Genomic DNA, 22633 nt, shown 5'->3' with positions numbered 1-22633 from the left:
CGGCCGGTAGACTCGCGCCCGGGTCCCCGACAGGATCCCCGGACGAGGGTTCAGTACCCGGTGTGCGACAAGACTGGCCATGGAGGCGAGTGCTGTGTCGTGGGTCGTTCTCATCGTGTCCGGTCTGCTCGAGGCGGTCTGGGCGACCGCGCTGGGCAGGTCCGAAGGCTTCACGAAGCTCTGGCCGAGCGTGGTGTTCGGCGTCTCCCTCGCCGCGAGCATGGCGGGCCTGGCCTGGGCCATGCGCGAGATCCCGACCGGGACCGCCTATGCGGTGTGGGTGGGCATCGGGGCGGCGCTGACGGTGGCCTACGCGATGCTCACCGGCGAGGAGCCGTTCTCCGTTGTGCGGGTGCTGCTCATCCTGGGGCTGGTCGGCTGCATCGTGGGCCTCAAGCTGGTGGGCGACCAGTAGGCCTCACGCGGTCGCACTCGGGGTCGGGGTCGGGGTGACCGCGGGCGCCGGTGCGAAAAGGCCCGGCCACAGCGACGCCGCGATGGGATAGCCGATGAACGCCACGATGTCGATCACCACGTGCGCGATCACCAGCGGCATGACCCGTCCCCAGCGGCGGTAGCACCAGCCGAAGACGATCCCCATCGCGACGTTCCCGACGATCGCCCCGAAACCCTGGTACGCGTGGTAGGCCCCGCGCAGCGCCGCGGTGGCGAGGATGATCGTCCAGGCGCCCCACCCCAGCCGCTTGAGGCGGTCGAAGAGGTAGCCGATGAAGATCACCTCTTCGGTCAGGCCCGCACGCAGCGCTGCCAGCAGCAGCGCGGGGATCGTCCACCAGGAGGGGTCGAGCGGCGCGGCATCGACCTGCACCGTGATCCCCAGCGCGCGTCCGGCCGCGTAGAGGGCGAGCCCGGGCACACCGATCACGAGGACCAGCAGGAGTCCCCGGCCGAGGTCGCCGGCGAACCGGCGGAAGTCGAGGCCGATGCGACGGAACGCCGACACGCCGGGCTCCCAGAGCAGGTAGATCGCCAGGGCGACCGGCGCGAGGGCGAACGCCTGGCCGAGGAACTGATAGAGGACGTCCCAGAATCCCGCGGCATCCGCCGACGGATTGAGGGATGTCTGCTGGTCGCCCAGCGACACCTCGCGCTGCAGCGCCTGGACCAGCGCGAGCACCGAGTACACGGCCGATCGGCCCACCGAGAGGGCCAGGACGATGCCGACTTCCCACCACAGGCGGGCGCGGCTCACAGCGGCGGGAGCGGGCACCTTGTCAGGATGACACACCGGCGCGGATTCGAGTTAAGGATATGTAACGTTTGCCCCAGGTGTTTTGTCACTTCCGCCGCGCGTGCTTAAGGTGTCTCGTATCCGTGTCCAGTGCTTTGCCTGCTGGACGCTCCACCCCTTGCACAGGAGGAAATGTGAAGATCTCACGTCTATTGGCGGGCGTGGGCGCTGTCGCCGTCGGAGGGCTCGTGCTCTCCGGATGTGGCAACCCGTACCAGTCGGAAGTCGTTGAAGGCACCGAGATCAACGTCGCCTACAACGAAGGCTTCATGGCGTTCAACTCGAACAGCAGCGCGGGCAACAACACCGCGAACTCGAACATCAAGTACATCACCGACTCCGCGTCGTCGTGGGCGTACTACGACAACACCCCCGAGCTGGTGCGCAACACCGACTTCGGCACCTTCGACAAGACCAGCGATGACCCACTGACGGTGAACTACAAGATCACCGCCGACGCGGTGTGGTCGGACGGCGTGCCGATCGACGAGGCCGACATGCTCATGCACTGGGCCGCGATGGGCGGTCTGGTGGAGGGCGGCTGGGCCCCGGCGGCGACCACCGGCTGGAACCTGATCAGCCAGACGCCGGAGATCGCCGAGAAGGAGATCACCCTGGTCTACGACCAGCAGTACGTGGACTGGGAGCTCATCCAGCCGCTGGGCGTCTCCGCACACGGCACCTACGCGCTGGCCTACCCGGACGAGTACGCCGACGTGCAGGCCGCGTGGGACACCTACAAGGGCTCGCAGAGCGACGACGACTTCACGAAGTACTCGGACGCGGCCAAGTCGTTCGCCGAGACGGCGAAGCAGAAGGTCATCGACGCGATCACCAACGGCGACACCGAGGTCCTCACCAAGCTCGCCACCGCGTGGAACGACGCCTACGTCTACACCACGATGCCGGAGAGCCCCGCGGCGTTCCTGACGGCCGGTCAGTACAACCTCCTGGAGACCAAGGAGGACGAGTACACCACCGTCGTCGCCAACCCGCTGTTCACGTGGGGCGAGTCGCCGAAGTACGAGAAGATCACGGTCCGCGCGATCGCCGACTCGACGACGGCACTCCAGGCCCTGCAGTCCGGTGAGCTCGACATCTGGTCGGGTCAGCCGACCGCCGACATCCTCGAGTTCGCGCAGAGCATCTCCAACGCCGAGGTGCAGCAGGGCATCCAGGCCTCGCACGAGCACGTCGACCTGACGGTCAACAACGGCGGTCCGTTCGACGCCGCGGCCTACGGCGACGACGAGGCGAAGGCTCTGGCGGTCCGCCAGGCGTTCCTGAAGACGATCCCGCGCCAGGAGATCGTCGACAAGATCATCCGCCCGCTGCAGTCCGACGCCGTCGTGCGCAACGCGAACCTGGTCAGCGCGGCCGACACGGTGCGCTACCCGATCCTCACCGAGGACAACGGCTCGGTCGAGTACACCGACGTCGACATCCAGGGCGCGATCGACCTGCTCGCGCAGGCCGGCGTCTCCACGCCGATCGAGGTCGGCTTCTGGTACCCGGAGGGCAACGTCCGCCGCGGTCAGGAGTTCGAGCTCATCGCGGCATCCGCTGCCAAGGCCGGCTTCCAGCTGGTCGACGAGAGCGAGCCGAACTGGGCGTTCACCGACCCGTCGCAGTTCCCGATCAACCCGCACGACGCGGTGATCTTCGCGTGGTCGCAGACCTCGCTGGCCGTGGGCGGATCCGACCAGATCTACGCCTGCTACGACGAGCCGTCGGCCAAGGGCGGCAACTACATGGGCTACTGCAACGAGGACGTGACCGACCTCCTGCACACGCTCAACGTGACCGCGGATGCCGACGAGCAGACCGACCTGCTGAACCAGGCCGAGCAGCTCATCTGGGCGGACGCCGTGACCATCCCGATCTTCCAGTTCCCCGGCCTCACGGTCGCGAGCGACCAGGTGACGGGTGTCAAGGCCATGCCGCTGAGCCCGGACTACTTCTGGAACTTCTGGGAGTGGGCACCGGCTGAGGCTGCGGCCGAGTGATCCATCGATCGGGCGGGCGGCGCGCCGCCCGCCCGATCGGCTCCAACCGGAAATGACTGTGGGTGCCGAGGCGAACCCTCGGCACCCACAGCCATGCCGGGGGCCGGCACACCCGCCGCTGCGCACAACCTCAGCGCCGCGAGGCCGGCTACGCAGTAGCCTGGGCTCGCGTGCATCGTCGCCCGCGAATGGAACCGCAATGACTTCAGCAGCCATCGACAGCCGGGGGATCCCGTGCTGACGTTCATCCTCAGACGCCTGGGCGCGACCGTGCTCGTGCTCATCGTCGCGTCGTTCATCGTCTACACCCTGAGCTCGATCGGCACCGATCCTCTCGCCGACCTCAAGCAGAGCAACGCCGCCAACCGCGAGGAGCGCATCCAGCAGCGCATCGAGCAGCTCAACCTGGACGTCCCGCCGGTCCTGCGCTACTTCGTGTGGCTCGGCGGCGCGGCCAAGTGCCTGGTCCTCCAGTGCGACCTGGGCATCTCGTTCAGCCGCAGCGATCAGCAGGTCACCGCCGCGGTCGCGTCCGCCGCCAACTCGACCATCCAGCTCGTCACCGCCGCGACCATCATCGCGATCATCGTCGGCCTGACCGTCGGCATCCTGACCGCGCTGCGGCAGTACAGCGGCTTCGACTACACGGTGACCTTCCTCACCTTCATCGTGTACTCCCTCCCCATCTTCTGGATCGCGGTGCTCCTGAAGGAGTTCGGCGCCATCCAGTTCAACGAGTTCCTCGCCGATCCCCAGATATCGCCCTGGGTGATCGTGCTGACCGGGCTGATCAGCGGCGTGGTCTTCATGAGCATGCTGGGCGGCACCTGGCGCAGACGCCTGATCACATTCGGGTCCGCGTTCGTCGCCGGCGCGGGGCTGCTGACCATCCTCGCCGTCACCGACTGGTTCGCCCACCCGACCGTCGGGATCATCGGCATCATCATCACCGGCGTGGCTGCCGCGATCGGCACGACGGCGATCTCGACAGGGCTGTCGAACCGCCGCGCGCTGCTGGCCTCGTTCATCGTCGTGGCGATCTGGGTGGCCGCCTGGTACCCGCTGCAGTACCTGTTCTTCTACGTGCCCGAGGGCTGGATGCTCATCCTCATGTACCTGGTGGCGATCGGCCTGGGGATCGCGGTCGGGTTCATCATGGGCGGCGACGACAAGAAGCAGGTGGCCCGCACGGCGGCGATCGTCAGCTTCATCACGTTCCTGGTGATCGTGGTCGACCGCGTGCTGCTGGTCTACCCGGACTACCTGCAGCGCATTCCGCAGAGCGGCGTGATCGCCACGATCGGATCGCAGACGCCGGGGCTCCGCGGCGACATGTGGTTCCAGATCCTCGACGGCTTCGCGCACCTGATCCTGCCCACGATCGCGCTGTCGCTGGTCTCGATCGCCGCCTACACGCGGTACGCGCGGTCGAGCCTGCTGGAGGTCATGAACCAGGACTACGTGCGCACCGCGCGGGCCAAGGGCCTGACCGAGCGGACGGTGATCGTCCGGCATGCGATGCGCAACGCGCTGATCCCGATCGCCACGATCGTCGCGTTCGACATCGGCGCGCTCATCGGCGGCGCGGTCATCACCGAGACGATCTTCGCCTGGAAGGGCATGGGATCGCTGTTCGTCGACGGACTGCGAAGAGGCGACGTCAACCTCGTCATGGGCTTCTTCGTCGTCACCGGCGTCCTGGCGGTCGTCTTCAACCTCATCGCGGACCTCATGTACTCCGCGCTCGACCCACGGATCCGGGTGAGCTGACATGACAACGACACCTCTCGCTCCCGCCGACGTCGCCGACGACCGCGGCTCAGAGCAGTCCATCGAGCAGCAGGCCGTCGCGGGCCTCAGCCAGGGCCAGCTGGTCCGCCGGCGGTTCTTCCGGCACCGCGGCGCCATGATCGCCCTCGTCGTGCTCGCGCTGGTGATGCTGCTGGCGTTCACCTCGGTGGGCACCGTCGTCGGGGGCACCGGCGCGCTGCAGGCCGACTCCACGGGCACGCTCTCGATCAACGGCTGGCGCATCCCGGGCTGGTGGCCGCTGGACTGGTACACGACGTATCCGATCGTCAACAACGGCCTTCCTACGCTGACGCTGTGGCCGTTCAGCCTCGGCGAGCACCCGTTCGGGCAGGACACTCTGGGCAAGGACGTGTTCGCCCAGGTGATGCGCGGGACCCAGCAGTCCATCACCGTCATGGTCCTCGTCGGCTGCGTCTCGCTCGTCGTCGGGGTGCTGCTGGGCGCCCTGTCGGGCTTCTACCGCGGCTGGATCGACTCGCTGATCATGCGCTTCACCGACGTCGTGATCATCATCCCGATCATCGTCATCGGCGCGATCTTCGGAAAGCTCTTCGGCGGGAACGCGATCGTGTTCGGCCTGTTCCTGGGCATCCTGAGCTGGACCGGACTCGCGCGACTTGTCCGCGGAGATTTCCTGGCGCTGCGAGAACGCGAGTTCGTCGATGCGGCGCGCGTCGCCGGGGCGAGCAACGGCCGGATCATCTTCCGGCACATCCTGCCCAACGCGGTCGGCATCATCATCGTCAACACGACGCTGCTGATGAGCGCGGCCGTGCTGACCGAGGCGGCCCTGAGCTTCCTCGGGTTCGGCATCACCTACCCCGATGTGTCGCTCGGGCAGATCATCTCGACCTATCAGGAGGCGTTCCGCACCCGTCCGTGGCTGTTCTGGTGGCCGGGTCTGTTCATCATCACCCTGGCGCTGTGCATCAACTTCATCGGCGACGGACTGCGCGACGCGTTCGACCCGCGCCAGCAGTCCAAGCTCAGCAAGCGCCGTGCCGCGCGCGCGGTCGGCGCGGTGCCCTCGGTGCAGGGCGTCATGATGGTGACCGGCCCGACCAGCGAGGACGACGAGGTCACGATGGACGAGTTCGGGGCGCTGCCCGAGCCGCCGGCCGATCCGAACGGGCGTCAGCCGTGAGCGGCGGCCAGAGCCAGGCTCACCAGCGCCGCGGCGAGCACGACCACGGTCACCGCGATGGTCCACACGTGCCAGGTCGTGACGGTTCCACCCGGCAGCGCCGGGCCGCCGTCGCGGCGGTAGCGCGCGAGCGCCGCGAGGGCCAGCGCGGTGGCGTCCCCGGACTCGGTGCCCACGGCATCCGACGGGCGTCGCGTGTCGCCGTCGCCCGGGGTGCCCGACACGTCCTCGCGCCTCATGCCGAGGGCGCGGCGCGCGGCCGGCGCCGGTGCCGCCCAGGCGCGCACGTGCCGGCCGTCGGCGGTGTGCACGGTGAGGGCGTAGCGCGAGTCGACGCTGTCGACGTCGCCCCACGGCACGCGGTGGCTGCGGAACACATTGCGGATGTCGATGAAGCCCTCGGTCATCCGCACGCTGGGCTGGATGTACACGGCGTACGACAGCCATGCGAAGGCGAGGATCGGCGCGCCCCATTCCAGGACGCCGGCGACCCCGTTCCAGACGGCGAGCGTGACGATGCCGACGCCGCACAGCACGATGGCCACCACGGCGAGGATGACACCGCCGCGGGGGCGGAAGACGACCGGATGGGGCACCCGCCCATCCTGACACGGGAGATGGATCGATGAGCGCGAACGAACGCCCGCACAGCGGTGCGGAGGCGACGAGCGCCGACACGACCGAGGGCCCGGTGCTCTCGGTCAGGGACCTCAGCGTCGAGTTCTGGGTCGGCGGCAAGTGGGCGGCTGCGGCCAAGCACGTCAGCTACGACCTGATGCCCGGCGAAGTCCTCGCCATCGTGGGGGAGTCCGGCTCCGGCAAGAGCACGAGCTCCATGGCGATCATGGGGCTGCTGCCCAAGAACGCCCGCATCACCGGAAGCGCGAAGCTGGCCGGTCGCGAGCTGATCGGCGCCCCCGAAGACGTGCTGCGCAAGGTGCGCGGCGAGGGGATCTCGGTCATCTTCCAGGAGCCGATGACGGCGCTGAACCCGGTCTACACGATCGGGTTCCAGATCTCCGAGACGCTGCTCACCCACCGGCCGGGCATGACCCGCAAGCAGGCCAAGGAGCGCGCCATCGAGCTGCTGGGCCTGGTCGAGATGCCCGATCCGGTCAAGGCGTACAACTCCTACCCGCACCAGCTGTCGGGCGGCCAGCGCCAGCGCGCGATGGTCGCGCAGTCGATCTGCCTCGACCCGCGGGTGCTCATCGCCGACGAGCCGACCACCGCGCTGGATGTCACGGTGCAGGCCGAGATCCTCGACCTCATGCGCAATCTCCGGCACAAGCTGGACTCTGCGATCATCCTCATCACGCACGACATGGGCGTGGTGGCCGACATGGCCGACGACGTCATGGTCATGAAGGACGGCGACGTCGTCGAGCACGGCCCGATCGAGCAGATCTACGGCGAGGCCAAGCACCCCTACACGCGGGCGCTCATGGCCTCGGTCCCGCACCTCGGCCTCGGCGAGGCCGGGGCCGACGACGAGGACCACCGTGCCGCCGAGACCGCGGCGCTCGTGCTCGAGAACGTGTCGATCGACTATCCCAAGCGCGGCCGCGTCCCGGCGTTCCGGGCCGTGTCGGACGCGTCGCTGACGATCCAGCCGGGCGAGGTCGTCGGACTCGTGGGCGAGTCGGGGTCGGGCAAGACCACCATCGCGCGGGCGATCGTGGGCCTCATCCCGATCGCGGAGGGCAGCCTTCGCGTGGCCGGTCAGGACATGGTCGGCGTGGACGCGAAGGACCTGCGTGCCGTGCGTCGCAAGCTCGGCATCGTGTTCCAGGACCCCGGCTCGTCACTGAACCCGCGCTGGCCGGTCGGCGAGTCCATCGGCGAGCCGCTCGAGCTGGCGGGCTGGAAGCCGAAGGACATCGGCAAGCGCGTCGAGGAGCTGCTGGACATGGTCGAGCTGCCCCGCGACTTCCGCAACCGCTACCCGCACGAGCTCTCCGGCGGCCAGCGTCAGCGCATCGGCATCGCCCGTGCGCTCGCCCTGGATCCGACCGTGCTCGTCGCCGACGAGCCCACGAGTGCGCTCGACGTGTCGGTCCAGGCGCGCGCGCTCGAGCTGCTTCAGCAGATCCAGGCCGAGAAGCAGTTCGCCACGCTGTTCGTCACGCACGACCTGGCCGTGGTCGACCTGCTCGCCGACCGCATCGCGGTGATGCAGCACGGCCGCATCGTGGAGCAGGGCACCAAGGAGCAGATCCTGCGCAACCCGAAGGACGACTACACCAAGCGGCTCATCGCCGCGGTGCCCGTGCCGGATCCGCGCGAGCAGCGGATCCGTCGCGAGGCGCGCGCGGCGCTGCTGGCCGAGCAGGCGGGCTGACGCCCAGGATCCGTGCTCTAGAATGGAACGCCTCCTTCTCAGGACGGCGCTCCCACTCTCAGCAAGGATCCCTTCATGGCGCGTGCCCTCCGTCCTGACCTCCGCAACGTCGCCATCGTCGCCCACGTCGACCACGGCAAGACGACGCTGGTGGACGCCATGCTGCGCCAGACCGGCGCGTTCGGCGAGCACTCCCACGTCGAGGAGCGCGCGATGGACTCCAACGACCTGGAGCGCGAGAAGGGCATCACGATCCTCGCCAAGAACACGGCGATCACCTACGACGGCGAGCACACCGATGTGCCGGTCACGATCAACGTCATCGACACACCGGGGCACGCCGACTTCGGCGGCGAGGTCGAGCGCGGGCTGTCGATGGTCGACGGGGTGGTGCTGCTGGTGGACGCCTCGGAGGGTCCCCTTCCGCAGACCCGCTTCGTGCTGCGCAAGGCGCTCGAGGCGAAGCTGCCGGTCATCCTGCTCGTCAACAAGACCGACCGCCCCGACGCCCGCATCGCCGAGGTGGAGGAGGAGGCGCACGACCTGCTGCTGGGCCTGGCCTCGGATCTGATCGACGACGTGCCCGACCTCGACGTCGACGCGCTGCTGGATGTGCCGGTGGTGTACGCGAGCGGACGGGCCGGAGCGGCATCCCGCACCCGCCCCGCCAACGGGCAGCTGCCCGACAACCCGGATCTGGAGCCGCTGTTCCAGGCGATCCTCGAGCACGTGCCGGCCCCGTCCTACGACGACGAGGCGCCGCTGCAGGCGTGGGTGACCAACCTCGACTCGTCGCCGTTCCTGGGCAGGCTGGCACTGCTGCGCGTCTTCAACGGCACGCTGCGCAAGGGTCAGACGGTCGCCTGGGTGCGCCACGACGGCTTGCCCGCGAACGTGCGCATCACCGAGCTGCTGAAGACCCGGGCCCTCGAGCGCTACCCGGCGGAGTCCGCCGGACCCGGAGACATCGTCGCCATCGCCGGGATCGACGAGATCACCATCGGCGAGACGATCGCCGACCCCGAGGACGTCCGGCCGCTGCCGGCCATCCACGTCGACGACCCGGCGATCTCGATGACGATCGGCACGAACACGTCGCCGCTGGCGGGCAAGGTCAAGGGGCACAAGCTCACCGCGCGCATGGTCAAGGACCGCCTCGATCGCGAGCTCGTCGGGAACGTGTCGCTCAAGGTCGTCGACATCGGCCGTCCCGACGCGTGGGAGGTGCAGGGACGCGGTGAGCTGGCCCTCGCCGTGCTCGTGGAGAACATGCGCCGGGAGGGCTTCGAGCTGACCGTGGGCAAGCCCCAGGTGGTCACCCGGAAGGGCCCGGCCGGTCAGGTGCAGGAGCCGTTCGAGCACCTCACCGTCGACGCGCCGGAGGAGCACCTCGGCTCGATCACCCAGCTGCTGGCGGCACGCAAGGGCCGCATGGAGTCGATGACCAACCACGGCACCGGCTGGGTGCGCATGGAGTTCGTCGTGCCCTCGCGCGGGCTCATCGGCTTCCGCACCGAGTTCCTCTCCGTCACGCGCGGCACCGGCATCGCCAATGCGATCTCGCACGGCTACGGCGACTGGGCCGGTCACATCGTCTCCCGCTCCACAGGATCGATCGTCGCCGACCGGGCCGGGGTGGCCACCCCGTTCGCGATGATGGCCCTGCAGGAGCGGATGAGCTTCTTCGTCCAGCCCACCGAAGAGGTGTACGAGGGCATGGTCGTGGGCGAGAACACCCGCGCCGACGACATGGACGTCAACATCACCAAGGAGAAGAAGCTCACCAACATGCGGTCCTCGACCGCGGACGAGCTGGAGCGCCTCACCCCGCCGCGGCAGCTGTCCCTGGAGGAGAGCCTGGAGTTCGCCCGCGAGGACGAGTGCGTCGAGGTGACCCCCGAGAAGGTGCGCATCCGCAAGGTGGTCCTCGACCAGACCGAGCGCGCCCGCGCCACCGCGCGCCTGAAGCGCCAGGACGCCGGCGCGTAGGCGACGGATCGTCGTTCAGAATAGGACGCATGCGTCCGGCCGATCGAACAGACGATGAGCCGCGGCGCGCCGCGCGCGCAGGCCTCGGCGTCGCCCTCGCCACGAGCGCCTACGGGGTGTCGTTCGGCGCGCTGGCGGTCGCGTCGGGGCTGGACATCTGGCAAACCTGCGTGCTGAGCCTCGTGATGTTCACCGGCGGCTCGCAGTTCGCTTTCGTCGGGGTCGTCGGCGCCGGGGGACTGGCGGCAGCGCCGGCGGCCGTGGCCTCGGCGGCGCTGCTGGGCATCCGCAACGTGGCCTACGGGATGCGGATGTCGCCGGTCATCGGCGCGGGCTTCTGGCGGCGGCTGAGCGCCGCGCAGTTCACGATCGACGAGTCGACAGCCGTCTCGCTCGCCCAGCTCACCGCACGCGGCCGCACCGTGGGCTTCTGGGTGACCGGCATCGCGATCTACGTCGGGTGGAACCTCACGACCCTCGCCGGGGCGCTCCTGGGCGACGTGCTCGGCGACCCCAAGGCGTACGGTCTGGATGCTGCGGCGGCAGCGGCCTTCCTCGCCCTGCTGTGGCCGCGGCTTCGTCGCCGCCAGGCGATCGCCGTGGGCGTGGCCGCAGCCGTGGTCGCCACCGTCCTCACGCCCGTGCTGATGCCCGGGCTGCCGGTCCTCGTGGCCGCGGTGGTGGCGATCGTGGTCGGCTGGTTCAACTGGCTGGGCACCTCCGACCGGCCGCCGCAGGAGCCCGACGACGTCGCCGAGAGGGTGGGGCTGCCGTGACCATGTGGAACGCCGTGCTGCTGGCATCCGTCATCTGCGTCGCCCTGAAGACGCTGGGCTATCTCGTGCCGCCCCGGGTGCTCGAGGCGCCTCGGCCCGCGCGCATCGCCGACCTGCTCACGGTGGCACTGCTGGCTGCGCTGGTCGCGGTGCAGACGCTCGCGGCGGGGCAGGCCGTCATCGTCGACGCGCGGGTGCCGGCGATCCTCGTGGCCGCAGGGCTGCTGCTGCTGCGGGCGCCATTCCTGGTCGTCGTCGCCGCCGCCGCGGTCGTCGCGGGGCTGCTGCGGCTGTGGGGCTGGGCGGCGTGAACACCCTTAGACTGCACGCGTGAGGCTGAGCTGGGCGCGCGTCGCCACCTGGGCGATCGCGTTCGTCGTGGGCGCGGCATACGGGACGGCCGGGACGATCGCGCACGCTTTCACGATCGGCCCGGTGCCGCTGGGGCTCGTGCTGGCCCTCATCGGCAGCGGCGCACTGCTCATCGCCGTGCGCGCCCTCACCGCCGACCGGATCGCGGCCCTCGCCGCCGGCGCCGGGCTGATCGTCGCCGTCCTCGTGTTCAGCGGGCAGGGCCCGGGCGGATCGGTCATCGTCCCCGAGGGCGAGCTCGCGATGCTCGGGCCGGTCAACCTCGGGGTCGTGTGGATGGTCGCGGTGCCGGTGCTCGCGGCCGCCGTGGTCCTCTGGCCCGAACGCCGCGCGGCCGACCACTGATCCAGCCGAACTAAGCTGGAGGCGTGACATATGTGATCGCCCTTCCCTGCGTGGACGTGAAAGACCGCGCCTGCGTCGATGAATGCCCGGTCGACTGCATCTACGAGGGCGACCGCATGCTGTACATCCACCCGGACGAGTGCGTCGACTGCGGTGCCTGCGAGCCGGTGTGCCCGGTCGAGGCGATCTTCTACGAGGACGACCTGCCCGACGAGTGGCAGGACTACTACAAGGCCAACGTCGAGTTCTTCGACGACATCGGCTCCCCGGGCGGCGCCGCCAAGGTCGGCGTGATCCACAAGGACCACGCGATCGTCGCCGCGCTGCCGCCGCAGGGGCAGTGACGTGGGGGTCGGCGAGCTCGACGACTACCCCTGGGACGCGGTCGCCCCGTACGCTGCGCGGGCCCGCCGGCATCCCGACGGCATCGTGGACCTCTCCATCGGCTCGCCGATCGACCCGACGCCGGAGGTCGTGCGGGATGCGCTCGCCGCGGCCACCGACGCGCACGCCTACCCGCAGACGGTCGGCACCCCCGCGCTGCGCGAGGCGATCGCGGCGTGGTACGCGCGGCGGCGCGGCGTGCCGGGGCTGAGCCCCGACCAGGTGCTTCCCACCATCGGCTCCAAGGAGTTCGTGGCGCTGCTTCCCACCCTCCTCGACCTCGGACCCGGCGACGTCGTCGTGCATCCGCGCGCCGCGTACCCCACGTATGAGGTCGGCGCCCGTGTGGCCGGGGCCGCCCCGTTCGCCGGCGACGACCCGGCCGAGTGGCCGGAGGGCACGCGGCTCGTGTGGGTCAACTCGCCGGGGAACCCCGACGGGAGGGTGCTGGATGCCGCGGCGCTCGGCGCTGCCCGCGCGCGCGCCCGCGAGCTCGGCGCGATCCTCGCGAGCGACGAGTGCTATGCGGAGCTCGGCTGGGACGCGCCGTGGGACGCCGAGGCGATCCCCTCGGTGCTCGATCCGCGGGTCACCGGCGGGGATCTGACCGGCATCCTGTCGGTGTACTCCCTCAGCAAGCAGTCGAACCTGGCGGGTTACCGGGCCGCGTTCGCCGCCGGGGATCAGGCCCTCATCGCGCGGCTGCTGACGGCGCGCAAGCACCTCGGGCTGATGCTGCCGGCGCCCGTCCAGCACGCCATGATCGCGGCCCTCGGCGACGATGCGCACGTCGCCGAGCAGCGCGAGCGCTATCGTGCCCGCCGCACCGTGCTGCGCCCGGCCCTGGAGGCCGCCGGCTTCCGCATCGACGGCAGCGAGGCGGGCCTTTACCTGTGGGCCACCGATGGGCAGGACGCGTGGTCCGGCATGGGCCGGCTCGCCGACCTCGGGATCCTCGCCGGACCGGGGGTGTTCTACGGGCCGTTCTTCCCCGAGCACGTGCGTCTCTCGCTCACCGCCGCCGACGAGCGGATCGCCGCCGCCGCCGATCGGCTGCGCGCCGCCGGATGAAGGATTCCTCCATCCGATCGCGCGGACCTTTGACGGTGGCAACAGTAGGCCGATGCGGCCATTAGGCTGTAGACGCGGCTGCCGGGCCGTGCGACACCCCCGATCAACAACGCGAGGAGGCGCCGTGGGCGACGCGGGAACGCAGGAAATGGCCACTCTTCACGTGGGCGGCCGCACCGCCGAGTTCCCCGTGCTGCCGGGCGCGGAAGGCGTTCCCAGCATCGACATCTCCACGCTGACGCGTCAGACCGGCCACACCGCGCTCGACTACGGCTTCGTGAACACGGCGTCCACCAAGTCGGCCATCACCTACATCGACGGCGACGAGGGGATCCTGCGCTACCGCGGCTACCCGATCGAGCAGCTCGCGAAGAACAGCACGTACCTCGAGGTGGCGTGGCTGCTGCTGTACGGAGAGCTGCCCTCGTCCGACGAGCTGGCCGAGTTCGACACCCGCATCCGCCGGCACACCCTGCTGCACGAAGACCTCAAGCGCTTCTTCTCCGCGCTGCCGCACACGGCGCACCCCATGTCGGTGCTGTCGTCGGCCGTGTCGGCGCTGTCGACGTACTACGAGCACGAGTCCGACCCGCACAGTCGCGAAGACGTCGAGCTCAACAACATCCGGATGCTGGCGAAGCTCCCGGTCATCGCGGCCTACGCCCACAAGAAGAGCATCGGGCAGGCGTTCCTGTATCCCGACAACACGCTGAGCTTCGTCGACAACTTCCTCAAGCTCAACTTCGGCGTTCTCAGTGAGGACTACGAGGTCAACCCGGTGATGTCGCGGGCGCTGGAGCGCCTGCTGATCCTGCACGAGGACCACGAGCAGAACGCCTCGACCTCGACGGTGCGCCTGGTCGGCTCCACCGGCGCGAACCAGTTCTCGTCGATCTCGGCGGGCATCAACGCCCTGTACGGCCCGCTGCACGGCGGCGCCAACGAGGCGGTGCTCGACATGCTCGCCCGCATCCGCGAGTCCGGCGAGAGCGTGCAGCGGTTCGTCGAGCGCGTCAAGAACAAGGAGGACGGCGTCAAGCTCATGGGCTTCGGGCACCGGGTCTACAAGAACTACGACCCCCGCGCGAAGCTCGTCAAGGAGTCCGCCGACGAGGTGCTGCGCGAGCTCGGGGTCCACGATCCGCTGCTCGACCTCGCCCAGGAGCTGGAGAGCGTCGCCCTGGAGGACGACTACTTCAAGGAGCGCCGCCTCTACCCGAACGTCGACTTCTACACCGGCGTCATCTACAAGGCGATGGGCTTTCCCACCCGCATGTTCACCGTGCTGTTCGCGATCGGACGGCTGCCCGGCTGGCTCGCGCACTGGCGCGAGATGCAGTACGACCCGCAGACCAAGATCGGCCGGCCGCAGCAGCTGTACGTCGGATCGGGAGAGCGCCCCTACCCCGGAGCGTGACCGGGCTCAGGCGTGCAGCGCCTCGTTGAGGGTGACGCCCACGCCGCTGCGGCGGATCGCCTCGACGGCACCGGTGAGGGAGTTGCGTCGGAACAGCAGCCCGTCCTGTCCGGACAGCTCGGCGGCCTTCACGACGGATCGCGACCCGTCGTGGCGCGCGGGCTCGTCGGCGAGGAGGACCTTCGTCCCCGCGGTGACGTAGAGTCCCGCCTCGACGATGCAGTCGTCGCCCAGCGAGATGCCGACGCCGGCGTTCGCGCCCAGCAGTGAGCGGGCCCCGATCGAGATCCGGTGCGTGCCGCCGCCGGAGAGGGTGCCCATGATCGATGCGCCGCCGCCGATGTCGGTGCCCTCGCCGACCACGACACCCTGCGAGATCCTGCCCTCCACCATCGAGGCGCCGAGGGTGCCGGCATTGAAGTTCACGAAGCCCTCGTGCATGACGGTCGTCCCCGGCGACAGATAGGCGCCCAGCCGCACGCGGTTCGCGTCGCCGATGCGCACACCCGGGGGCGTGACGTAGTCGACCAGGCGCGGGAACCTGTCGATGCTGTGGGCCTGGATGCCGTCGCGCAGCAGCTCGTGCCGCTGGCGGGTGAAGTCGTCCGGATGCATCGGCCCGGCGTTGGTCCAGGCGACCACCGGGAGGAAGCCGAAGATGCCGTCGAGGTTCGCCTCGTTCGGTCGCACGAGCAGATGCGACAGGGCCTGCAGGCGCAGGTAGACGTCCGCCGTCGATGCGGGAGCGGCATCCAGATCGACCTCGACGGTGACGACGTCCACGTCGACCAGGCGTCGCGGGTCGGGCACGGCGAGGCGCTCCAGGTTCTCGGGAGGGATCTCCGGGTCAAGGCCCAGCGGAAGCCGGCCGGCCCGCGGCTCGGGGAACCAGGCGTCCAGCACCGTGCCGTCCTGCGCGGTGGTGGCCAGGCCCACACCCCACACCCATCGCTCGTCTGCCATGAGTCCAGGGTATCGGGCGGTGCGCAATAGACTCGGGGGATGCCGGCGCTCGATCTGTCCCAGACCTCCGTCGACCTCACCCGCACGATCTGCGACATCCCGAGCGTGTCCGGCGACGAGGGGCACCTGGCCGACCTCATCCATGACGCGGTGTCCGCGCTGCCCCACCTCGACGTCCACCGCGACGGTGACACGATCGTCGCGCGCACCCACCTCGGACGCCCGCAGCGGGTCGCCATCGCCGGCCACATCGACACCGTTCCCGTCAACGCGAACCTCCCGGTGCGCGACCTCGTCGAAGACGGCGAGCCGTACCTGTGGGGGCGCGGCACCGTCGACATGAAGGCGGGCGTGGCCGTGCAGCTCAAGCTCGCCGCCGAGCTGACCGATCCCCGGGTCGACCTCACCTGGATGTGGTACGACCACGAGGAGGTGGATGCCGACCTCAACGGCCTCACCCGGCTCGCCCGGACGCGTCCCGACCTGTTCGCGGCGGACTTCGCGATCCTCGGCGAGCCCTCCAACGGCGCCGTCGAGGGCGGCTGCAACGGGAACCTGCGCGCCCTCGTGCGCACCCGCGGCGTCCGCGCGCACTCGGCGCGCGCATGGGTGGGCGAGAACGCCATCCACGCCGCCGCGCCGATCCTCGCGCGCCTGGCCGAATACCGCCCGCGCGAGGTCCCGGTGGAGGGTCTGGTCTACCGCGAGGGGCTGAACGCGGTCCGCATCGACGGCGGGATCGCGGGCAACGTCATCCCGGACCTCTGCGTCGTCGAGGTCAACCACCGCTTCGCTCCGAGCCGCACCGCCGAGCAGGCGACGCAGCACGTCCTGGACGTGTTCGACGGCTTCGACGTCGAGGTGATCGACCTCGCCCCCGGGGCGACGCCCGGCCTGGACGCACCGCTGGCCCGGGAGTTCCTCGCGGCCGTGGGCGCCGAGCCGCGCCCCAAGTACGGATGGACGGACGTCGCTCGCTTCAGCGCTCTGGGCGTGCCCGCCGTGAACTACGGCCCCGGCGACGCCTCGCTCGCCCACCACGACGACGAGCGCGTGCCGCTCGCACAGATCGAGGACGTCGAGCGGGGGCTTCGGACGTGGCTGGCCAGCCCCTGAGCCAGAGCGTCCGGACGCGCTGGAGCGCGCTTCCGGCGGCGGCGCGCATCGGCATCCTGTACCTCGCGGCCCGCGTCGTCACCACCATCTTCCTGGTGGCGGCGGCCGAGCTGTCCGGACCCGCGTCGCGGTTCGGCGCAGACGCCGGGATCGGCGATCTGATCCTGGCGTGGGACGCGCAGTGGTACTGGTACACCGCCGAGAACGGCTACCCGTCCACGCTTCCGCTCACCGACGAGGGTCTGGTCGCCGAGAACCAGTGGGCCTTCATGCCGATCTACGCCTATCTCGCGCGGCTGGTCGGACTGCCGTTCGGCTCGTGGGGGGTCGGCGCTCTGCTCGTGTCGCTCGTGGCGGGGTACTTCGCCTGCCTGGTCTTCTACCGCATGCTGCGCGGGCGTCAGGACGTGGGCACGGCGACCTGGGCGACCCTGTTCCTCGCGGCGGGGCCGCTGGCCGCGCTCTTCCAGGTGGGCTACGCCGAGTCGCTGTTCCTGCTGTGGCTGTTCCTGTCCCTGCGCTGCCTGCTCGAACGCCGATACGGCTGGCTCTATCTGCTCATTCCTCTGATGGGATATACCCGACCCGGCGTGCTCGCCTTCGCCCTGCTGCTGGCGCTGTACGGCATCTGGCGATGGTTCCGTCGCCGGGCCGAGCCGCTGCCCGCGCGCGAGATCGTGCACATCGTCGCCCTGGGCGTGCTGGCGCTGGCGGTCGGATTCTCATGGCAGCTGCTGGCGGGGGCCGTCACCGGCGATCCCGGCGCGTATCTGGCCACGGAGCTCGCCTGGCGGCGCAACTGGATCGCCGACGCGCAGCCGGTGTTCGTGCCGTTCGACGGGTTCGTGCAGGCTGCGCAGTTCTGGTTCACGGCGTGGAACCTCGATCCGGCGCTGGGAGTGGTCGCGATGGTCGTCTGCGTGCTGGCCGCTGCGGCGCTGCTGCTCTTCGAGCCGCACGTGCGGCGCCTGGGCGTCGAGCTGCGGCTGTGGGTGGCGAGCTACCTGGTGTATCTGCTCGCCGTGTTCTTCCCGCAGTCGAGCCTGTTCCGACTGCTCGTGCCCGTCTCGCCGCTGTGGGGGGCGGTGGCTATGCCGCGCTCACGACTGTGGCGGTCGGGCGTGCTGCTGCTGTGCCTGGCGGGCCAGTGGTGGTGGATCTACAACATGTATGCCCTCGCGAACACCTACTGGCAGATCCCGTGATCGGTCTGAAGTCCCGGCTGTCCCCGGGGGGACGATAGACTTGAGGGGCAGACCCCGACGAAAGGAAGCCGCGATGGCAGCCATGAAGCCGAGAACCGGAGACGGGCCGATGGAGGCCGTGAAGGAGGGGCGCCTGATCATCGTGCGCGTGCCGCTGGAGGGCGGCGGGCGACTCGTCGTCTCGGTCAACGATGCCGAGGCCAAGGAGCTCCACGACGCTCTCGGTGCGGTGGTGGACGCCGCGTAGCGACACCCCCCGTTCGGAACGGCCGTGCCCTCGGGCCCGGCCGTTTCCGCATTCCCGGCCGGATCGGGCTCAGCCGGGATCGGCCACGGTGGTCAGCTGCAGCAGGCCCTCACCGACGATCGACAGGGCGCCGAGCACGGCCGGGGAGTTCTGCGTCTCCTGGATGAGCGACCGGTAGGCGGTGGTGACCGGATCCCGCTGGACGGGGTCGGCGACGCGGCCGCCGCCCAGCACCCGGGGGACCAGCACGGTGCCGCCGGGTCGGACCAGGCGCAGGCCGTGCTCGACGTCCTCGAGGACGTTCTCGGGGTCGGCGTCGACGAAGACGATGTCGTAGGAGGCCTCGTTCATCCGGGGGAGCACATCCTGGGCGCGACCGGTGATGAAGCGGGTGCGCGCAGCCGGGATGCGCGCGTCGTGGAAGGACTGCCGTGCGACCCCGAGATGCTCGGGCTCCTTGTCGATGGTCGTCAGCACCGCGCGCGGAGCGCCACGCAGGAGCCAGAGGCCCGAGACGCCCGCGCCCGTGCCGATCTCGACGATGCTCGTCGCGGCGCCGACCGCCGCGATGACGGCCGACTGCGCGCCCACGGCGGGGCTGATCGGGGCGGCGCCGATCTCGAGCGCGTGGGCGCGGGCCCGAGCGATGTGGTCGGGCTCGACGACGGCCTCCTGCGCGAACCTCGCGTTCGCCTCGCGCTCGCTCATGTGCTCCTCCGGCTCTCCAGGCTAGTCGCGTTCCGAGCGGCTTCTCGCAGGGCGCGGCGGGTAATCTGAAAGGCATGTTCATGGGCATCACGTTCGAGAAGCTGCTGCTGATCGGCGTGCTGGCCGCGTTCCTGATCGGACCGGAGCGCCTGCCGCGTGCGGCCGAGGCGCTCACGCGATGGATCAAGCGCGGCAGGGACTACCTGCGCGGCGCGCAGAGCAGGCTCCGCGACGAGATGGGGCCGGAATTCGACGAGGTCGACTGGCGCAAGCTCGACCCGCGCAAGTACGACCCGCGTCGGATCATCCGCGAGGCGCTGCTGGACGACGCCCCGGTCGCCCCCGTCGCGGCGATGGCGGCGACAGCAGGCAGCGCGCCGGGCGCCGCCTCCGGCGGACCGCCGCCGGTCTCGAGGGTCGTGTTCACCGCCGACGACCCTCCGCCGTTCGACTCCGAGGCGACCTGACCGCTGTCAGTGGGGCGTGAACGGCAGTGCGCGCCCGGCGAGCCTGCGGCCGGCGGCGGCGACGGATGCCGCGAGCTCGGTGATCGCCCGCGCCGCCGGATCCTCGGGGTGCGCCGCGACGACCGGGGTGCCCGCATCGCCGTCGGCGCGCAGCGCAGGACTGAGCGGCACCGAGGCCAGCAGCGGCACGGCCTCGGCCTCGGTGGTGAGCGCGGCGGCCACCTCGGCCCCGCCTCCGCTGCCGAACAGGTCGAGGGCGGTGCCGTCGCGGAGCGTGAGCGCGGCCATGTTCTCGACGACCCCGAGGACGCGCTGTCCGGTCTGGCGGGCCACCAGCCCGCTGCGCACGGCGACGTCCGAGGCGGCGGCCTGTGGTGTGGTCACCACGATGACCTCGGCATGGGGGAGGAGCTGTCCCACCGAGATGGCGACGTCGCCGGTGCCCGGCGGCATGTCGATGAGCAGCACGTCCAGGTCGCCGAAGAACACGTCCGTGAGGAACTGCTGCACCGTGCGGTGCAGCATCGGCCCGCGCCAGGCGACCGCACCGCCGTCGCCTTCGCGCAGGAACATCCCGATCGAGATGGCCTTCACGTCGTAGCCCACCGGCGGCAGCATCAGGTCGTCGATCCGCGTCGGCTGCGGCGCGCGCCCGGCCTCGTCGACGAGCCCCAGCAGCCCGGGGATCGAGAAGCCGTGGACGTCGGCGTCGATCAGGCCCACGGCGAGCCCGCGGCGGGCGAGGGCGACGGCGAGATTGGCGGTGACCGTGGACTTGCCGACGCCGCCCTTGCCGCTGGTGACCGCGATCACGCGCGTGAGCGAGTCCGGGCCGAACGGCATGACCCGTGCCGGGCGGCCGGCACGCAGGCGCTCGGTGAGCGCCCGGCGCTCGGCGGGGGTCATCACGCCGACCTCGACCGCCACGTCGGTGATCCCGGGGACGGATGCCGCGGCATCCCGCACGTCCTGCTCGATCCGCCGGGCGGCCGGACAGCCGACGATGGTGAGCACGATGCCCACGCGCGCGGTGGTGCCGTCGACGGCGATGTCGCGCACCATGTCGAGGTCGCCGATCGGGCGGCGCAGCTCGGGATCGGAGACGGCGGAGACGGCCCTGCGGACGTCGTCGGCGGCCGTCACGAGGACGGGCGCGCCTCGGCATCCCGGTCGTCGAGCCGGTCGAGCAGCGCCTTCACCTCCTGACGGAACGACTCCCGGGTGAGCACCTCGTCGGCGAGGTCGGTCATCGCCATGCGCAGCGCGACGACCTCGCGGGCGAGGTATTCGGTGTCGGCGAGGTTGCGCTCGGCGCGCTGACGGTCCTGCTCGATCTGCACCCGGTCGCGGTCGTCCTGCCGGTTCTGCGCGAGCAGGATCAGCGGGGCGGCGTACGACGCCTGCAGCGAGAGCATGAGGGTGAGGAGGGTGAAGTTCGTGGCGGCCGGGTCGAACTGCAGTTCAGGCGGCATCGCGATGTTCCACGTCAGCCAGACGGTGACGAAGACCGTCATCCCGATGAGGAAGCCGGACGTGCCCATCGCCCGCGCGAAGGACTCCGAGAAGCGGCCGAAGCGGTCCCGGGACGGATGCGGCGCGCGCCCCAGGCGTCCGGAGCGTCCGCGGGGGGCGTCCAGGGGTACGCGGCGGTCCACGCGTGCCATCAGCGCCTCCCCGGAGTGCTCACCGGCGGGGCGCCCGCCTCCTCGTCGTCCTGCGAGCGCCAGTCCTCGGGCAGCAGGTAGTCGAGCACGTCATCGACCGACACCGCGCCGACCAGGCGGTGCGCCGGATCGACCACCGGCAGCGACACGAGATCGTAGCTGGCCAGCATCCGGGCGACCTCGGCGGCGGAGGCGGTCACCGGCACGGGGTCGATCGTGTCGTCGATGATCGCGCCGAGCCGTTCGTGCGGCGGGTAGCGCAGCATCCGCTGGAAGTGGACCGTGCCCAGCAGCCGTCCGGTCGGCGTCTCATACGGCGGCAGCGTCACGAACACCGCCGCCGCCAGCGCGGGGTGCAGCTCGTGGCGGCGGATGAGCGCGAGGGCCTCGGCCACCGTGGCGTCGGCGGACAGGACGATCGGCTCGGGGGTCATGAGACCGCCCGCGGTGTCGGGCCGGTACTGCAGCAGCGCCCTGACGTCCTCGGCCTCTTCCGGCTCCATGAGCTCGAGCAGCTCCTCGCGCTGGTCCTCGGGGATGTGGGCGAGCACATCGGCGGCGTCGTCGGGCTCCATGGCGTCCAGGATGTCGGCGGCCCGTTCGTCGTCGAGCGCGTCGAGGATGTGCACCTGCTCGTCCTCGGGCATCTCCTCGAGCGCGTCGGCGAGGCGCTCGTCGGGCAGCTCGGAGACGACCTGCAGCAGTCGCTCGGTCGGCAGGTCCAGGAGCGTGTTGGCGAGGTCGGCCGGACGCAGCTCCGAGTAGCTGGCCACGAGCTGCTCCGCCGACTGCGCCTCGCCGGGGGCGGAGCTCTCGCGCACCTCGTCCCAGTTCGCGAAGGTGGTCGGACCCTTCGCGAACGGCGACGCGCTGGTCTTCGGCTTGCGCAGGAAGAGCTGGCCCACATCCCAGTCGCCGAGCCGGTTGCGCTCGATCGCGACATCCTCGATCTGCGCCTCGCCCGATCCGTCGCGGAAGAACACCCGGCGTCCGACGAGCTCGGCGAGGATGCGCACCTCGCCGCCGCGCTGCTGGAAGCGGCGCACGTTGATCAGTCCCGTCGTGATCACCTGGCCCGCGGCGATCGAGGTGACCCGCCCGATCGAGAGGAACACCTGACGACGACCGGGGATCTCGCACACCAGACCCACCACCCGCGGAGGGTCGGACTTGCGGTAGACGACGACGACGTCCCGGACCTTGCCCAGGCGGTCGCCGGCGGGGTCGAAGACCGAACACCCCGCCAGGCGCGCGACGAATACCCTCTGCGTGCTCACGCATCCAGCGTAGACCCGAGCCTGCGCGGTGGCCCGGCGCCGCGTCCGGCGCCGGGCCCGTGGGAAGATGGGGAGGT

Annotated in this window: 23 protein-coding genes and 1 riboswitch; of the genes, 16 read left to right on the top strand and 7 right to left on the bottom strand. The window is 70.4% G+C overall.

The genetic code is table 11. The features are described from left to right. The first annotated feature begins 17 nt into the window (after positions 1-17). A riboswitch (guanidine-III (ykkC-III) riboswitch) is annotated at positions 18-82 on the top strand. Between the two features lie 12 nt (positions 83-94). Continuing rightward, positions 95-415: a DMT family transporter gene (locus ACIWQI_RS00715; RefSeq protein WP_396655132.1), complete on the top strand. Its 321-nt coding sequence runs from the start codon at positions 95-97 to the stop codon at positions 413-415. 3 nt (positions 416-418) lie between these two features. On the opposite strand, the gene ACIWQI_RS00710 is transcribed toward ACIWQI_RS00715, so the two are convergent. Continuing rightward, positions 419-1231 (bottom strand): CPBP family intramembrane glutamic endopeptidase, encoded by an 813-nt coding sequence (locus tag ACIWQI_RS00710; RefSeq protein ID WP_396655131.1) that lies wholly within the window; start codon positions 1229-1231, stop codon positions 419-421. 155 nt (positions 1232-1386) lie between these two features. On the opposite strand from ACIWQI_RS00710, the gene ACIWQI_RS00705 reads away from it, so the two are divergent. The 3 genes from ACIWQI_RS00705 to ACIWQI_RS00695 all read left to right on the top strand — a co-directional run bounded on the left by ACIWQI_RS00705 (position 1387) and on the right by ACIWQI_RS00695 (position 6214). Next, entirely contained in the window at positions 1387-3258 is a 1872-nt protein-coding gene (locus ACIWQI_RS00705) for an ABC transporter substrate-binding protein (protein WP_396655130.1), read from the top strand. Positions 3259-3492: 234 nt separating this feature from the next. Continuing rightward, on the top strand, positions 3493-5028 hold the full coding sequence (locus ACIWQI_RS00700) for an ABC transporter permease (protein ID WP_396655129.1): 1536 nt from the start codon (positions 3493-3495) through the stop codon (positions 5026-5028). Between the two features lies 1 nt (position 5029). After that, positions 5030-6214: an ABC transporter permease gene (locus tag ACIWQI_RS00695; RefSeq protein ID WP_396655128.1), complete on the top strand. Its 1185-nt coding sequence runs from the start codon at positions 5030-5032 to the stop codon at positions 6212-6214. On the opposite strand, the gene ACIWQI_RS00690 is transcribed toward ACIWQI_RS00695, so the two are convergent. Beyond that, on the bottom strand, positions 6205-6810 hold the full coding sequence (locus tag ACIWQI_RS00690) for a PH domain-containing protein (protein ID WP_396655127.1): 606 nt from the start codon (positions 6808-6810) through the stop codon (positions 6205-6207). The genes ACIWQI_RS00695 and ACIWQI_RS00690 overlap by 10 nt on opposite strands. Before the next feature lie 29 nt (positions 6811-6839). Here ACIWQI_RS00690 and ACIWQI_RS00685 point away from each other — a divergent pair, with 29 nt between their 5' ends. From ACIWQI_RS00685 to ACIWQI_RS00650, 8 genes are all read left to right on the top strand, one after another. Next, positions 6840-8555, top strand: coding sequence for an ABC transporter ATP-binding protein (locus ACIWQI_RS00685; RefSeq protein ID WP_396655126.1), 1716 nt, complete (start codon positions 6840-6842; stop codon positions 8553-8555). Between the two features lie 75 nt (positions 8556-8630). Next, complete coding sequence (gene typA / locus ACIWQI_RS00680; protein WP_396655125.1) at positions 8631-10544, top strand: translational GTPase TypA; 1914 nt, start codon at positions 8631-8633, stop codon at positions 10542-10544. Between the two features lie 29 nt (positions 10545-10573). After that, complete coding sequence (locus ACIWQI_RS00675) at positions 10574-11320, top strand: AzlC family ABC transporter permease (RefSeq protein ID WP_396655124.1); 747 nt, start codon at positions 10574-10576, stop codon at positions 11318-11320. Beyond that, positions 11317-11631 carry an AzlD domain-containing protein gene (locus tag ACIWQI_RS00670; RefSeq protein ID WP_396655123.1) on the top strand — a complete coding sequence of 105 codons (315 nt, stop codon included), beginning with the start codon at positions 11317-11319 and terminating at the stop codon, positions 11629-11631. Before ACIWQI_RS00675 ends, ACIWQI_RS00670 begins: the two co-directional genes overlap by 4 nt. Before the next feature lie 19 nt (positions 11632-11650). Next, positions 11651-12037 carry a histidinol dehydrogenase gene (locus ACIWQI_RS00665; RefSeq protein WP_396655122.1) on the top strand — a complete coding sequence of 129 codons (387 nt, stop codon included), beginning with the start codon at positions 11651-11653 and terminating at the stop codon, positions 12035-12037. Between the two features lie 23 nt (positions 12038-12060). Then, a complete protein-coding gene (fdxA, locus tag ACIWQI_RS00660) occupies positions 12061-12381 on the top strand; it encodes a ferredoxin (RefSeq protein ID WP_396655121.1) in 321 nt (106 codons plus the stop codon). Position 12382: 1 nt separating this feature from the next. Then, positions 12383-13492: a succinyldiaminopimelate transaminase gene (gene dapC / locus ACIWQI_RS00655; protein WP_396655120.1), complete on the top strand. Its 1110-nt coding sequence runs from the start codon at positions 12383-12385 to the stop codon at positions 13490-13492. A gap of 148 nt (positions 13493-13640) precedes the next feature. Beyond that, positions 13641-14909: a citrate synthase gene (locus ACIWQI_RS00650; protein WP_396655119.1), complete on the top strand. Its 1269-nt coding sequence runs from the start codon at positions 13641-13643 to the stop codon at positions 14907-14909. A gap of 6 nt (positions 14910-14915) precedes the next feature. Here the strand turns inward: ACIWQI_RS00650 and dapD are convergent, their stop codons facing one another. Beyond that, positions 14916-15872, bottom strand: coding sequence for a 2,3,4,5-tetrahydropyridine-2,6-dicarboxylate N-succinyltransferase (dapD, locus tag ACIWQI_RS00645; protein WP_396655118.1), 957 nt, complete (start codon positions 15870-15872; stop codon positions 14916-14918). 39 nt (positions 15873-15911) lie between these two features. On the opposite strand from dapD, the gene dapE reads away from it, so the two are divergent. From dapE to ACIWQI_RS00630, 3 genes are all read left to right on the top strand, one after another. Continuing rightward, positions 15912-16988, top strand: a complete 1077-nt coding sequence (dapE, locus tag ACIWQI_RS00640; RefSeq protein WP_396655117.1) for a succinyl-diaminopimelate desuccinylase — start codon at positions 15912-15914, stop codon at positions 16986-16988. Continuing rightward, the gene (locus tag ACIWQI_RS00635; protein ID WP_396655115.1) at positions 16970-18193 is read left to right on the top strand and encodes a hypothetical protein; all 1224 of its coding nucleotides are present in this window, start codon (positions 16970-16972) and stop codon (positions 18191-18193) included. Before dapE ends, ACIWQI_RS00635 begins: the two co-directional genes overlap by 19 nt. A gap of 73 nt (positions 18194-18266) precedes the next feature. Further along, positions 18267-18440, top strand: coding sequence for a DUF3117 domain-containing protein (locus ACIWQI_RS00630; RefSeq protein WP_396655114.1), 174 nt, complete (start codon positions 18267-18269; stop codon positions 18438-18440). A gap of 69 nt (positions 18441-18509) precedes the next feature. Here the strand turns inward: ACIWQI_RS00630 and ACIWQI_RS00625 are convergent, their stop codons facing one another. Further along, on the bottom strand, positions 18510-19148 hold the full coding sequence (locus ACIWQI_RS00625; protein ID WP_396655113.1) for an O-methyltransferase: 639 nt from the start codon (positions 19146-19148) through the stop codon (positions 18510-18512). Between the two features lie 74 nt (positions 19149-19222). On the opposite strand from ACIWQI_RS00625, the gene ACIWQI_RS00620 reads away from it, so the two are divergent. Then, positions 19223-19615, top strand: coding sequence for a Sec-independent protein translocase TatB (locus tag ACIWQI_RS00620; RefSeq protein WP_396655112.1), 393 nt, complete (start codon positions 19223-19225; stop codon positions 19613-19615). A 6-nt stretch (positions 19616-19621) separates the two neighbouring features. Here ACIWQI_RS00620 and ACIWQI_RS00615 read toward each other — a convergent pair whose 3' ends face one another. Genes ACIWQI_RS00615 through ACIWQI_RS00605 form a run of 3 tightly spaced genes read right to left on the bottom strand, consistent with a single transcriptional unit; the run spans position 19622 to position 22556 of the window. Next, on the bottom strand, positions 19622-20758 hold the full coding sequence (locus ACIWQI_RS00615) for an Mrp/NBP35 family ATP-binding protein (protein ID WP_396655111.1): 1137 nt from the start codon (positions 20756-20758) through the stop codon (positions 19622-19624). Next, on the bottom strand, positions 20755-21279 hold the full coding sequence (locus ACIWQI_RS00610) for a DUF1003 domain-containing protein (protein WP_396655110.1): 525 nt from the start codon (positions 21277-21279) through the stop codon (positions 20755-20757). The genes ACIWQI_RS00615 and ACIWQI_RS00610 overlap by 4 nt, the downstream gene beginning before the upstream one ends. Further along, positions 21279-22556 (bottom strand): magnesium transporter MgtE N-terminal domain-containing protein, encoded by a 1278-nt coding sequence (locus ACIWQI_RS00605; protein ID WP_396655109.1) that lies wholly within the window; start codon positions 22554-22556, stop codon positions 21279-21281. The genes ACIWQI_RS00610 and ACIWQI_RS00605 overlap by 1 nt, the downstream gene beginning before the upstream one ends. Between the last annotated feature and the right edge of the window lie 77 nt (positions 22557-22633).

The sequence above is a fragment of the Microbacterium sp. genome (genome assembly GCF_044508325.1).
Taxonomy (GTDB): domain Bacteria; phylum Actinomycetota; class Actinomycetes; order Actinomycetales; family Microbacteriaceae; genus Microbacterium.
Note: the sequence above shows the minus strand (reverse complement) of the source record. Positions and strands in the feature narration are given on the sequence as shown.